Here is a 13729-nt window from a genome sequence, read left to right on the forward strand (position 1 = left end):
GGTACAATCATTCACAGGTGAATTTATTGTTTATGCCCTTATTCATTCAAGCTATAGGTTCGTTGGTTGAATCTTGAATGACGTTGAGTATTGTTACGGATATCTGCTTACCACTCTTTCACATCGCGATCCACGTTAGTGACGGAGGTCAGTTTTGCCAGCCGGGGCTGCAATGCAATTTTCAGATCATCCATAAAGGTATAAATCACCGGGACGAACAGTAAACTCAACAGGGTGGAGCTGATAAGCCCGCCTATCACCGCAACCGCCATCGGGGCACGGAACCCGGCATCTGCGCCGCTGGTGAGAACCAGTGGTACCATACCGGCGATCATAGCAAAGGTGGTCATGATAATCGGGCGGATACGCGCCTGTCCGGCTTCCTGAATGGCCTGCATACGACACATGCCACTGCGCTGTTTTTCCAGAATAAATTCCACCAGCAAAATAGAGTTTTTGGTGACTATTCCCATCAGCATCAGAATGCCGATAATCACCGGCAGATCAATCATTGCGCCATATATCACCAACGCCACAATGGCACCGCCGACAGAAAACGGCAGGGCGGCAAGAATAGTGATTGGCTGCATAAAATCTTTAAACAGAATAATCAGGATCGCCAGCACCAGCAGAATACTGAACAGCATGGTGGTACTGAAACGCATAAACATATCATTCATGTATTCCATATCGCCGTATTCTAATTGTGACACCGTCACAGGTAAATCCTGATATTCAGGCAGTGCCATAACGGCATCCAGCGCATCGCCAAGAGAGAGTCCGTCCAGATTGGCGTCCACTGACATTTTCCGTGAACGGTTTATCCGGTCGATTTGTGCCGGACCATCACTGAAATCAATAGTTGCGACAGATTTCAGCGGAATATTGCCTTGTGAGTCGCTTCTTATATATAAATTATTCAGCACGCGGATATCGTTTTTCTGATGTTCCGGCAACGCCACCTGTAACATCAGTTGTCTGTCCGGCAGATTGAATTTTGCACTGCGGGAGCCGGATTCACCCATAGTGGCAACGCGCAGTGTATCAGCGATTTCAGCCGTATTGACGCCGGTACGACCAAGGTTTTCAGATACCGGAGAAACAATCAGCTCTTTACGCAGCAGCGGTTTAATCACCTGCACATTACTTATCCCGGGTATCCGGGCCATTCCTGCGCGCAGATGCTGCATTGCTGTTTCCAGCTCTGCCGGGTAGCTGCCGGTAAAGACCAGCGAAAATTCTTTACCGCCATTACTGTTACTGAAGTTATAGCGCGCATCCGGGCGTTCATCCAACAGCGGGGCAATCGCCTGTTCAAACTCTTTTTGTGATAACTCACGCTCTCCGGGCGGGGTCAGTGTTAAGATTATTTCACCTTTGTGCTGCGCAATACCATCAGCGTCATCTGCAACACCGGCAATGGTATAAACTGATTTTATTTCCGTCCGGGTTTTCAGTGATTGTGCCAGCAACCGCAGGTGCTGCTGCGTCTCTTCCACCGGGGTTCCCGGCGGTAATTCAACCCCTATCTGAGTGACACTGACATCACCTTCAGGCATAAAACCGACCGGCAGATAACTTACTGATAAAACAGAGCCCACCAGAAAAACCAGCGCCAGCGCCAGGGCTGATTTGCGGTGCGTCAGTGTCAGCGACAAGATCTGTGTGTATTTTTTAATCCAGCGCGGGATCTGTCCGGTGGCATGCGTTTTTTTAGCCGGCAGCAAAATATACGCTGCCATCAGAGGGGTAACCAAGCGGGCAACGAGCAGGGAGGACAATACCGCCGCAGAGACGGTGATCCCGAACGGCACAAAGTATTTCCCGACAAATCCGCCGATAAAACTGACCGGCAGGAATACGGCTACAATCGTTAAGGTAATCGCCACTATGGCAAATCCGATAGCATCGGATGCTTTCAGCGCGGCAAGATAAGGACGCTCTCCGCGTTCAATATATTTTTGGATATTTTCGATTTCAACAATCGCATCATCCACCAAAATGCCGATAACCAGTGTCAGTGCCAGCAGGGTAATACTGTTCAGGCTGTAGCCAAACATCATCAGAACAAGGAATGCCGGCAGGATGGACAACGGCAGTGCGACTGCTGCGATCAATGTTGCCCGCCAGCTTTTCAGAAAGAAAAAAACAATCACAACGGTCAGAAAAGCACCCTCAAGCAGTGTCTGAATGGTCAGCTGATAGCTTGATTCTGTGTAGGTTACGGTTGATGACACCAGGTCAATCGCCAGCTCCGGATGTTTTTTTACAAGGTCGCCCAAGGCTTTTTCAACATGTTCAGCCACCGCGGTATCACTGGCACCTTTTGCGCGGAACACGGAAAAACCCACCACATCACGCCCGTTAAGCTGTGAAATTGTACGTATGGCCTTTTGTCCGTTATAGATCTCAGCGATATCACCCAGAGTTATCCATTGTTCATTACCTACCGGCAACTGAATGTTTTTAATGTCATCAATGGATTTTTTTTTCACCCGGTACCCGGATAGTGTGCGAAAGCGCATTGTATTTTGATGATCCACCCGCCGCATTCTGATGAACACCGCGCAACACCTCGTTGATTGTGACAACCGAGAATTTTAGCGCCGCGAGTTTATTGGCATCCGGCTCAATGCGGATCACCCGGTCAGCGCCACCAGTACGGCTTACTTTCTGCACACCGGGCTGCATAATCAGCTGCTTACTGATAGTGTCATCCACAAACCAGGAGAGATCGGCTGCCGGAATTGTATCGGATGATACGGCATAGCGCAGGATAGCCCCGCCTTCAACATCGATGCGGTTAATCAGCGGTTCATCAATGCTTTGCGGCAATTCACTGCGGATTTGTGTTATCTGCTCACGGACATCATTTGTGGCGGTATTGGCATCAATATCCAGGTTAAATTCCACCGTTGTTGAGGAAATACCTTCTGTCACCGAGGAGGAAATATGACGGATGCCGGGAATTCCGGACACTGCGCGTTCAACCTGTTTGGTGACCGCATTTTCAAGCTCTGCCGGTGAAGAACCGTCCTGAGTGACAGTGACGGTCACAATCGGAAAATTAATTACCGGGTTTGCGGTGACCGGTAACTGCGAAAATGAAAATAACCCGGCAATAGTCAGTGCCAGAAAGATAACAATAACGGGAATGGGGCGGGTAATCGCCCATGAAGATAGCTGTAATTTCATTCAAAAGCCTTAACGGGCGTGACAGTGTCACCATTTGTCAGAAATGCCTGCGCATTGATAACCACATCAGCATCCTTTGTCAGCGGGCTGAGGATCTCAATGCGCCCGTTTTCTGTTCTCCCGGTCTGTACCGGGTGCTGTAATGCTTTATTGTCATTCACAATAAAAACAGAGCGCTCACCATTTTTACCGGTGCGGATAGCGCTGTAAGGCAGTGTCTGCCGCGATTGCGGTGTTTTCGTATAAACCATGACCCCGGTTTGTCCCGGGTGTGCGAACTCATTTTCCGGCATATCCGTGATAGCGGCACGTACACCGCCGGATTGTGTCAGTGATGATAATTTGGCCGGGAGATAGCGAATTTTCCCTGAAAGCGCAGTCTGCTGTCCGGTTTTAAGTATGACCTCATGTCCGGCGCGCATCTGAGCCAGGTCAGCAGCATAAACGGGGGCTTCAAATTCAATCTCATTATTTTCGATTATTTTAAATAACATGGCGTTATCTGACAGCATACCTTTAACCGCATGGCGTTCACTGATAACCCCGGCGGCAGGGGCGAAAATCTTTGATTTATCTTCCTGACTCTTTTCCCGCGCCAGTTGCGCCTGTAACTGACGCAGTTCTGCACGGGCGGCATCCGTCAGCGCCTTCAGGGCTTGTGCATCAGATTTGGCTTTTTCAAATTCACTGGCAGAGATAACACCACTGCGTGCCAGCGGCGTCAGACGCGCCAGATCACGCTGTGATTGCTGAGCGAGGGTACTTTCCCGGCGGATATTAGCCGCCGCTTTTTCAGTTTCGGCCTGTAACTGACGAACCGTTGCGCTCTGCTGCGGCGATTCAAGTGTCGCCAACAACTGATTTTTCTCTACCCACTGACCTTCTTCGGCAAAGACATCCGTTACCATTTGTTGTTGCAGCGGTGAACCAACCGCAATCTCATTTCTTGCCACAAAGGTTCCCGGCAGCACTATTTCGTCTGATGCCGGGGTTATCTGCGGATGTGTCACACTGACGCGGGCAGTTTCTGCACCACAGTAAAATGATGCAGCAGATAAAATAAGTGTTACCGTCATCAGCAACCTGGTTTTCATCGTAATACTATTTCCATTCCGGGGAGTTACCCGATAAATTAAACTAATTAGTCTAGTTTTCCTTAATTCCGTGTTAAGACGCGATTTTGCATTAAGCTGATTTAAGGAACGGGTCTGACCGGCAGAACCGGTACGGATTGATACTCAGAGGAATAATAAGAAAATGAAGCGCATTCTGACCTGGCAATACCTGCAATATACTGTTACGACAGATACTGCACTGTTTGATATTGGCGCTATTCATCAGTATCTGACCCGTTCATCCTGGGCGGAAGGCATTGATATTGATACCGTAAAGGAAAGCATTAATAACAGTCTGTGTTTCGGGCTTTTTGACGGGCAGACCCAAATCGGCTTTGCCCGTGTCATTACTGACGGGGTAACATTCGGCTATCTTTGTGATGTTTATGTCCTTGAAGAGTGGCAGCATCAGCAGCTAGGTCGCCGACTTATGGAGTGCTGTCAGTCTCATCCTGTTATGGCGCGTTTACGGCGAATTATGTTAGTGACATCGACCGCGCCGTGGCTGTATGAAAAAATGGGCTACAGCCCGGTTAATCGTGAAAATTTTGTCTGGCAGATTGTCAGACCGGATATCTACCGGCAATGCGGACAGGTGACATAATTTTATGAATGAAATTGCATTATATCTTGCCTCGGTACTGACGTTCTTTGTGGCACTTCTTCATTTCGGCTGCTTGTTTTGGGGGGCCGCCGGTTACCGTTTTCTGGGTGCAGGAGAGCGGATTGTCAGGCTGGCAGAAGAAGGGCGTTGGTATCCGCATGTTATGGCAATCAGTGTCGGGATTGTGCTGACGGTTGTTTCTGTTTATGCCCTTGTGACTGCCGCAGGTATAGCGGTGCTGCCGTTTGCACAGGGTGTGCTTACTGCTGCGGCCGGGGTTTTTTTGTTGCGGGCGCTGGCGTTTCCGCTGATAAAATCCCGCTTCAAAGGAAACAGTGACCGTTTTTGGTATATCAGCTCATTTTGCAGCCTGACACTTGGCTGTTTGTTTGCGGTTGGCGTATGGCGCTGAGTGTCATAAGGGAAATCAATCTCCCGGTGGATCCGCCGGGAAATTCCGTTATAGTAAGGCTGCTTTATTCACCCACCGGACAGGGATAATGACGAAATCGACAGCAAGCAGTAATACTGAAAACAGTAATGATGAAAAATCCGGTACTGCCGGCGGGTTAAAAACCGGACTGAAAAATGGTCTTTATTTTGTACTGTTTTTAATCGGCATTCAGTTACTGACCGCGATCACCGGTGGTGCAGTGACTGCGCTGGGCATTGAGCCACGCACCATTAACGGGCTGTTTGGTATCTTGCTTGCGCCCTTTATTCACAGCAGTTGGGGGCATTTGTTCAGCAATCTGCCACCGTTATTGATTTTAAGTGTTCTGCTGATGCTGCCGTCATTTAAGCACTATGTGAAAGCATCGCTGTTTATTATTATTGTCGGCGGGTTACTGGTCTGGTTGTTCGGACGGAATGCGGTTCATGTGGGTGCCAGCGGGTGGATTTTCGGCTTATGGGCATTACTGATTTATCAGGGAATTTTCCGTCGTAAACCGCTGGATATTCTGATTGGCATTGCAGTGCTGTTTTATTACGGCGGGATGATAACCGGTCTGTTTCCCGGGGAGCAATATGTCTCTGTTGAATCCCATATCAGTGGTGCGGTTGCCGGTATTTTATTCGGCTGGATCCAATACAGAAAACGCAAACCCGCAGTAAAAGCCACGGCAGAGCAGAAGTAAAATTTCAAATCAAAATATACCCTTACTCATTCAAACTCTTGAATGACGTTGGGTATAGATGAAAGCAATGTGTCCGTATTTTCTGCAATACGGACAAATGCCTGCCCGGATGGCGATAGTTCACGAAATCCCAGCATTAATGCGAATTCAGGCTCATGCCCGCCCAACGCATGATAACGTATTTTATCATGATAAAAGCCGCGCATACTCTGTGGCACAACAGAAACCCCCGCACCTGCGGCAACCAGTGAAAGCACGGCATGCATGCTGTGAGCCTCCTGGGCAACCACAGGAACAAACCCCGCCCGGATACAAAGCTGAAACACTTTCAGATGAAAGCTGCGCCCCTCATCGGCCGGCCAGAGTATAAAGGGTAAATCAGAGAGTTGGCTCAATGTCACGTCTGTGTGCGCATTTAACGGATGCGCTTTGGGTAAGGCGATACATAACCGGTCAGTATCAAACGGTTTTTGCGTTATATCATCCGCACTTGTCAGTGGAGGAATAATAATACTGATATCTAACTCATCATTGCGTATGGCATCAATTTGCGCCGCCGTTGTGGCTTCCCGCAATTCCAGGCGGATCCCCGGATGCAATAATCTGAATTGCTGAATGATATCCGGTAGCCGCCCGTAAAGCGCACTGCCCACATAGCCCAGCCGGATAAACCCGGTGCGTCCGCAGGCGAGATCCTGCGTTGATGTAACTGCCGCTTCTGCCTGTTTTATAACGGTACGCGCCTGATATAAAAAGTGTTTTCCCGCAGCAGTTAAACCGGATATCCGGTTGTTACGTTCAATTAAAACAACATTCATATCCTCTTCCAGCTTACGGATAGCATTCGTCAGCGGAGGCTGGGACATATTTAATTTTTGTGCTGCGCGATGAAAACTAAGCTCTTCGGCAACGGCAATAAATTGCGCCATTGCACGTAAGGTAATCCGGTTTTTATTGTTATGCATTGTCTTTTTACCCGGGGAATTAGCCGATGATGATACATAAAAGATATCATGAGATTATATAAAGTATATTATTTATATCGAAAATTGAATGCCATACTGATTTTTTCAATCAGAAGCTAAAGAGGCATTTAATGACTGATTTCACAGGACAGGTTGTGTTGATAACCGGAGCGGGGCGCGGGCTTGGTTTGGCTTATGCGGAGTGCATCGGACGGGCGGGTGCAAAGGTGTATATTCAGGATATCGGCGCGGACAGCAACGGAAAGGGTGAAAACCCGGAGGTTGCTGAACACGCCGCACAGTTGTTACGGGCTAAAGGACTGGATATTCATGCAATTGCCGGGTTTATCGGCTCCCGGAACGGGTGTCATCAGCTTGTATCATCCGTATTAAATAAGTGCGACCGGTTAGATGCCATTGTCCATAATGCAGGCTGGGTGGCTTATCAGCCGGTGACAGAACTGACTGAAGATGAGTTTGACACCATGATGGCGGTTACAGCAAAAGCACCGCTCTGGCTGGCTCAGGCAGCCTGGTCCGCGATGAAAGCAGCACATTATGGACGCATCGTGATGACAACCTCATGCCGTGCGTTATTCCCTGAATATGCACAGCAAGGTCTGGCATCTTACGCCGCTGCAAAAATGGCGGTTACCGGGCTGGTTAACACACTGGCTTATGAAGGCGCACAGCACGGCATTCTGGTCAATGCGGTGTCACCTGTCGCCAAGACCCGGATGTGGGGTGTCACCGGTGAACCGGATGAATTATATCCGGCAGATGTTGCTCCCGGTGTGGCATTTTTAGCCTCTGATAAGTGCCATTCAACCGGCTGGATTTTAAGAGCCGCAAATGGTCAGTTCCATGCAACAAAAGCCGCCGAGGCAGATAATGTTAATTATCCGCGCGATCTGCATGCGGTACACGCGTCAACCCTGCGGGAAGTTGCCGGTAACTGGCATAATATTGCTGTTCTGAACCGGGAACCCCGGTAATGGAGAGGGTAACGGTGATTTCCCCGTCACAGGATAGATTGGGCGAATCCCCGCTCCTGAGTGCAACGCGCAAATCACTTCTTTGGGTCGATACCCCGGCGGGGTTATTGCATTGTGTTGATCCCGTCAGTCATAAAACAATAACCTGTTCAGTCCCCGCACCTCTTGCTTTTATCGCAGAAGAACCAACCGGCGGGCTGTTGTTGGGGATTGGCTGTCATCTTGCGGTATGGCATGAACATGCCCCGGTAACCTATCTTTCAGCTGCACCGCACCAGCATGCCGATTTTCAGCTAAATGATGCAAAAATGGATGCAGCAGGGCGTTTGTGGTGCGGATTAATCAATAAATACCTGAATGCGGACTCAGGATATCTCTACTGTATAGACCCCGATGGGATATGGCAGACAAAAGATACGAATTTCACATTAATAAACGGCATAGCATGGAGCACAGACAATAAAACCTTGTTTGTGACGGACTCGGTAAAACGGGTAATTTATGCCTATGATTACATGCTTTCAGACGGAACAATCAGTCACAAACGTGTCTTTTACCGTTTTACCCCCGCGCAGGGCAAGCCAGACGGGTTAACGATTGGCTCTGATGATTATCTGCTGAGTGTTCTTTTTGACGGAAGTGCCGTCGCCCGGATTTCACCCTGCGGACAGCATGTACAGTTTATTGATCTGCCTGTTCCGCGTCCGACAAGCTGTTGTTTTGATGAAAATGAACACTATTTATATGTGACAAGTGCACGCATCGGGCTGACACCACAGATGCTCAGCGCATTTCCGTTATCAGGCAGTGTATTGCGGGTTGATATGAAGGGGTATTGACGATATTAAGAATAATCACCGGGTGATAACACCCGGTATCAGGCAGGAGTCAAATCAGCCGCGCAGGCGGACTGTCAGCCCTTTCAGGAAATAACGCAGCAGTTGATCACCGCAGTTGCGGTAATTTTTATGATCCGGGTTACGGAACAGGGCGCTTAATTCCGGTTTTGACACAGTGAAATCAGCATTCTTATAAATTTCCTGCAAATCCGCATCTTTCAGTTCGAAAGCCACGCGCAGTTTTTTCAGCATAATATTGTTGGTGAGCCGCGCATCAATTACCGGGTCCGGCCGACTGTCATCTTTTCCGCGACGGAAAGAAATCAGTCCGTTAAGAAAATGCCCCATCGCATTATCATTAATCTCCTGATAATCCGCATCATCTTCTTTTTTCAGCCACGCGGTCATTTCTGCCTGCGTTACAGTCAGTCCACCCAGTGCGGTGACTTCAGTCATTTTGATATCAGACAGATCCAGCATGTAACGGACACTGCGCAGAACATAATTATTTAACATAAATTGGGTTTATCCATTGGGATATAGTTGAAAACCCCGTTATGGTAGTGATTATCGTCCGGGTTTTCAATGAAATCTGCCGATTGGAAGTACATAAGAGGCAATGGTATATTGGTTTTTTCAGCCCTGTTTGAGGTTTTTATGTCATTATCCCGCTCCGCCTGTGTTGTTACCCTGCTTGCCGCTGCCTGTTCTGCTTATGCTGCCACGCCCGCCGACCTGATGATCACTGACGGAACGGTTCTGACAATGAACCCGGAAAATCAGGTCATTGAACATGGCACGGTGGTAATTAATGCCAATAAAATAATTGCTGTCGGCGGACCGGAACTGGCGGATAAATATCAGGCAAAAAAAATCCTCAATGCAGAGGGCGATATTGTGATGCCGGGGCTTATTAATACCCACACTCACGGCTCAATGACGGTTTTCCGCTCCCTCGGGGATGATGTTCCTGATCGCCTGCACCGCTATATTTTTCCGCTGGAAAATAAACTGGTTTCCCGCGACATGGTGCGGATTGGCGCAAATCTTGCCAATATTGAAATGATCAAAGGCGGCGTAACAACTTACGTCGATATGTATTATTTTGAGGATGAAGTCGCTAAAACAGTAGATAAAATTGGTCTGCGGGCAGTTCTGGGTGAAACCATCATTAATTTCCCGGTTGCAGATGCCAAAAATGCCGATGAAGGCATTGCTTATGCGGTGCGCTTTATTAAAGAATACAAAAACCATCCGCGCATTACACCGGCCTTTGCGCCACATGCACCTTATACCAATACCACTGAAAACTTACAGAAAATCGCGGCTCTGTCTCTGGAACTGGATGTGCCGGTAATCACGCATCTGGCGGAAACCGATCGCGAAAAAGAAGAAATAGCCAAACGCACCGGTGGTAAAAGCCCGGTTCAGTATATGGCGGATATCGGTGTGCTGAACCATAAATTACTGGCAGCGCACGTTATTATGGCTGATGACAACGATTTGGCGCTGTTGAAGCAATATGATGTCGGTGTGGCGCATAATATCAGCGCCAATACCAAATCCGCCAAAGGGGTTGCGCCGGTAACCGCCATGCTGGAGAAAGGGATCCGTGTCGGGCTCGGTACGGATGGTCCTATGTCATCCAACACACTGACGACGATGAATGAACTCGGGCTGGTGGGTAAGATCCACAAACTGGAAACCAAAAACCGCGCTGCAATGCCGCCACTGACAGTGGTTGAAATGGCAACAATGGGCTCAGCCCGTGCACTGCACATGGAAGATAAACTCGGCTCGCTGGAACCGGGCAAGCTGGCAGACATCATTGTGGTGGATACCAAAGCGCCGAATATGGTTCCGATGTATAACGCGTTTGCTGCCCTGGTATACGGCGCAAACGGGGCGAATGTTCGTCACACCATTGTGGACGGCAACATTTTGATGGAAGACCGCAAATTACTGACCACAGATGAAGCATCCATTATTAAGGACGCACAGATTTTTGCCGACAAAGTCCGTGAAACTGTGCTGGCATCAGGGGAAGAGGTGAAATGACCGAAAAATTAAAGTGCGCATTGATTTATGATTTTGACGGCACATTAGCCGAGGGTGATTGTCCGGAGCACGGATTAATGCCTGCGCTGGGTGTGAGTGACTTCCCGGCATTCTGGCGTGAAGTGAAAGCACACGCCAAAGAAGATGACGGCGATGAAATTCTGTCCTATATGGGAACGCTGGCGGCAAAGGCCAATGCAACACACTCAGATGAACTGAGTGTTGAAAACCTGATGAAACACGGGAAAAGCATCCCGTTATTTCCCGGTGTGAATGCCTGGTTTTCCCGGATTAATAAGTGGGCGCAGGAGCATAATTTACTGCTGGAGCACTATATTCTCTCCAGCGGGCTGGATGCCATGATCCGTGGCACAGCTATCGGCAACGAATTTCGTGATATCTACGCCTGTAAATATCACTATTCCCCGGACGGAAAAAAAGCCCTGTGGCCGGCTCAGGCAATCAATTACACCACCAAAACCCAGTTTTTATTCCGTATCAACAAAGGAATACATAATTCCTGGGATAACGCGGCGGTGAATGAGTTTATTGAGCAGGAAGAGCGCGACATCCAGTTTCGTCATATGATCTATTTCGGTGACGGGGATACAGATATTCCGGCGATGAAAATGATCCGTTTTCAGGGCGGTTTCTCGCTGGCGGTGTTTGATCAGAAAAAATGGGGCAATCCGGAGACTCAGCAGAAAGTCGGTAAATTAATCGCTGAAGAGCGGGCGAACTATGTGGTGCCTGCCAGCTATGAAGAGGGCAGCCAGTTGGATGTCACGGTAAAAGGATTATTGCAGTTGTTCAGCCGCAAGCGGTAACATTCAGTCCGCTACTTCCGGAAATAAGGCGGCGGATATTTAAAAAAAACTAAAAAAAACACAGGGAGTTGTGTATGAAAACTATTTTGCGTGTATTCACCGGTTTTTTATTTACCGCATTGTCTGTTCAGACTGCAAACGCGGATATTACAGTACCTATTGTATATGTCGAAAATGCTATTCCGGCGGTATCACTTACTGTTAACGGCATTCAGGTCCCTAAATTATCCATTGATACCGGCGCACCCGGCGGCTTATATCTGTTACCGCCGGTGTTTGAACAGGTTTTATCTGTGCAGGAAAATAAAACAAAAGAGATTCAGGCAGGCATTGATATATTCGGGGGGCAGCATTCAACTGAATTTATCCGCAATGCTACAGTGACTATGAATGGTGAAACCGTATCCGGTACAGATGTTTTTGCATTTAATCCGTGGGGTGCCGGAATGGCGACAGCAGATGGTCGCCTGCTTATTGATGGTGTGCTCGGGCTGGGCGTGGTCAATAAAAACCGCTCTCTGATTATTAATTTTGCGGCAAAACAACTGACAATCGCAGATAATCCGGCGGCGCGTCCTGAGGGATATCGCTGGCAACCGATTGACTTTACACGTTCAGACCAGGGAATAGTGATTAAAGTGCGCGGGGAAAATAATAATTCTTACCGGATGATGATTGATACCGGCGCAAGTCACACAGTGCTGTTTAACCGCAACGGTAAAGGCTGTGCGACACCGTCTTTATCCTGCCCGCGGGAAACCATTATTACCCCGGATGCCGTTACACTCTCAGCGCTGTTATTTCAGGTCAGTGACAGCCGGATAAATTATGACGGATTACTGGGCAATGATTATCTGTCCGATAAAGTGTTGTTTATTTCAGCAGACACCCTGTTAATTGGTGTACGATAACAGAAGGCCGAATAATCAATAACTGAAGAAACGGAGATAATATGAAATACCAGGATGTGACTAACCAACCCGGCGAAAATGCGTATTTCCTTGTTTTTAATCTGACAGAAAACTCACAGACACGGGACAAAGTGGTTACGCTGTGTAATAACTTATCAGGGATACTGCGCAGTATGCGGACCCGTTATCCTGCACTGGAAGTCAGTTGTGTCGCAGGGTTCGGTGCGGATGCCTGGTCGCGGTTATTTCCGGATGCCGGAAAACCCCGCGAGCTGAATACATTTAAAGAAATAAAAGGCGCACATTTTACGGCGGTATCCACTCCCGGTGATATCTTCTTTCATATCCGTGCATTAAATGTCTCTGCCTGTTATGAACTGGGATCTATTATCAGCCAGGCATTAAGCGGAGCGGTGACCTGTGTTGATGAAGTTCACGGGTTCCGTTATATGGACGGACGCGCCATTATTGGTTTTGTTGACGGCACAGAAAACCCGGCATTTGAAGATGAACGCGCTGAATATTCCGTTATTGGTGATGAAGACCCGGTATTTACCGGCGGCAGCTACGCGTTTGTGCAAAAATATATTCATGATATGAGTGCCTGGCAAAATCAGAGCACGGAATATCAGGAAAAAGTCATCGGACGCCATAAATTTAATGATGTTGAACTGACGGATGAGCAAAAAATACCCGGCTCCCATAACGTGGTTACCAATATTCAGGATGCAGACGGAAATGACCTGAAAATTGTCCGTGCGAATATGCCGTTTTCCAATCCGGCAAAAGATGAATACGGAACGTATTTTATCGGCTACGCGCGTTATTTCTCCACCACACGCCGCATGCTGGAAAATATGTTTGCAGGCACAGAAAGCGGCGCAAGCGATGAATTACTGAAATTCAGTACCGCGGTTACCGGCACACTGTTTTTTATTCCACCGTCTGCTCTGTTAGATGATATTGAGTAACAAAAGCCCGTTACGTAACGGATTTCAAACTGTTTTCGGTGGTGTTTTTACGCAACCTGATGTAAAGTTGCCGGCTTTTTTCCGGTACGATATAACTATTTGGGTGGCGG

General features: G+C 48.3%; 14 protein-coding genes. 9 read left to right on the forward strand and 5 right to left on the reverse strand.

Annotated elements, in window-relative coordinates:
* Positions 1-107: 107 nt before the first annotated feature.
* Genes AYY16_RS03990 through AYY16_RS03995 form a run of 3 tightly spaced genes read right to left on the reverse strand, consistent with a single transcriptional unit; the run spans position 108 to position 4271 of the window.
* Positions 108-2495, reverse strand: coding sequence for an efflux RND transporter permease subunit (locus AYY16_RS03990; RefSeq protein ID WP_268874115.1), 2388 nt, complete (start codon positions 2493-2495; stop codon positions 108-110).
* Positions 2476-3195, reverse strand: a complete 720-nt coding sequence (locus tag AYY16_RS21375; RefSeq protein ID WP_268874116.1) for an efflux RND transporter permease subunit — start codon at positions 3193-3195, stop codon at positions 2476-2478. Before AYY16_RS21375 ends, AYY16_RS03990 begins: the two co-directional genes overlap by 20 nt.
* Positions 3192-4271 carry an efflux RND transporter periplasmic adaptor subunit gene (locus tag AYY16_RS03995; protein ID WP_223861146.1) on the reverse strand — a complete coding sequence of 360 codons (1080 nt, stop codon included), beginning with the start codon at positions 4269-4271 and terminating at the stop codon, positions 3192-3194. Before AYY16_RS03995 ends, AYY16_RS21375 begins: the two co-directional genes overlap by 4 nt.
* A 181-nt stretch (positions 4272-4452) precedes the next feature.
* On the opposite strand from AYY16_RS03995, the gene AYY16_RS04000 reads away from it, so the two are divergent.
* The 3 genes from AYY16_RS04000 (at position 4453) to AYY16_RS04010 (ending at position 6053) form a co-directional block, all read left to right on the forward strand.
* Positions 4453-4914, forward strand: a complete 462-nt coding sequence (locus tag AYY16_RS04000; RefSeq protein ID WP_067362378.1) for a GNAT family N-acetyltransferase — start codon at positions 4453-4455, stop codon at positions 4912-4914.
* 4 nt (positions 4915-4918) lie between these two features.
* Complete coding sequence (locus AYY16_RS04005; protein WP_067362380.1) at positions 4919-5326, forward strand: hypothetical protein; 408 nt, start codon at positions 4919-4921, stop codon at positions 5324-5326.
* 88 nt (positions 5327-5414) lie between these two features.
* Positions 5415-6053 carry a rhomboid family intramembrane serine protease gene (locus AYY16_RS04010; RefSeq protein ID WP_067362383.1) on the forward strand — a complete coding sequence of 213 codons (639 nt, stop codon included), beginning with the start codon at positions 5415-5417 and terminating at the stop codon, positions 6051-6053.
* 26 nt (positions 6054-6079) lie between these two features.
* Here AYY16_RS04010 and AYY16_RS04015 read toward each other — a convergent pair whose 3' ends face one another.
* Positions 6080-7018 carry a LysR family transcriptional regulator gene (locus AYY16_RS04015; RefSeq protein ID WP_067362386.1) on the reverse strand — a complete coding sequence of 313 codons (939 nt, stop codon included), beginning with the start codon at positions 7016-7018 and terminating at the stop codon, positions 6080-6082.
* Between the two features lie 131 nt (positions 7019-7149).
* On the opposite strand from AYY16_RS04015, the gene AYY16_RS04020 reads away from it, so the two are divergent.
* Complete coding sequence (locus AYY16_RS04020; RefSeq protein ID WP_067362389.1) at positions 7150-8013, forward strand: SDR family NAD(P)-dependent oxidoreductase; 864 nt, start codon at positions 7150-7152, stop codon at positions 8011-8013.
* The gene (locus AYY16_RS04025; protein ID WP_067362392.1) at positions 8013-8852 is read left to right on the forward strand and encodes an SMP-30/gluconolactonase/LRE family protein; all 840 of its coding nucleotides are present in this window, start codon (positions 8013-8015) and stop codon (positions 8850-8852) included. The genes AYY16_RS04020 and AYY16_RS04025 overlap by 1 nt, the downstream gene beginning before the upstream one ends.
* 54 nt (positions 8853-8906) lie before the next feature.
* On the opposite strand, the gene AYY16_RS04030 is transcribed toward AYY16_RS04025, so the two are convergent.
* Complete coding sequence (locus AYY16_RS04030; protein WP_067362395.1) at positions 8907-9368, reverse strand: YehS family protein; 462 nt, start codon at positions 9366-9368, stop codon at positions 8907-8909.
* 141 nt (positions 9369-9509) lie between these two features.
* Between AYY16_RS04030 and AYY16_RS04035 the strand changes: the two genes are divergently transcribed.
* From AYY16_RS04035 to AYY16_RS04050, 4 genes are all read left to right on the forward strand, one after another.
* On the forward strand, positions 9510-10910 hold the full coding sequence (locus AYY16_RS04035) for an amidohydrolase (protein WP_067364653.1): 1401 nt from the start codon (positions 9510-9512) through the stop codon (positions 10908-10910).
* Positions 10907-11737, forward strand: coding sequence for an HAD family hydrolase (locus AYY16_RS04040; protein ID WP_067362398.1), 831 nt, complete (start codon positions 10907-10909; stop codon positions 11735-11737). Before AYY16_RS04035 ends, AYY16_RS04040 begins: the two co-directional genes overlap by 4 nt.
* 74 nt (positions 11738-11811) lie before the next feature.
* On the forward strand, positions 11812-12648 hold the full coding sequence (locus AYY16_RS04045) for a hypothetical protein (RefSeq protein ID WP_067362401.1): 837 nt from the start codon (positions 11812-11814) through the stop codon (positions 12646-12648).
* Between the two features lie 41 nt (positions 12649-12689).
* Complete coding sequence (locus AYY16_RS04050) at positions 12690-13619, forward strand: Dyp-type peroxidase (protein ID WP_067362404.1); 930 nt, start codon at positions 12690-12692, stop codon at positions 13617-13619.
* Positions 13620-13729: the final 110 nt, after the last annotated feature.

The sequence above is a fragment of the Morganella psychrotolerans genome (assembly GCF_001676155.1).
Lineage (GTDB): Bacteria > Pseudomonadota > Gammaproteobacteria > Enterobacterales > Enterobacteriaceae > Morganella > Morganella psychrotolerans.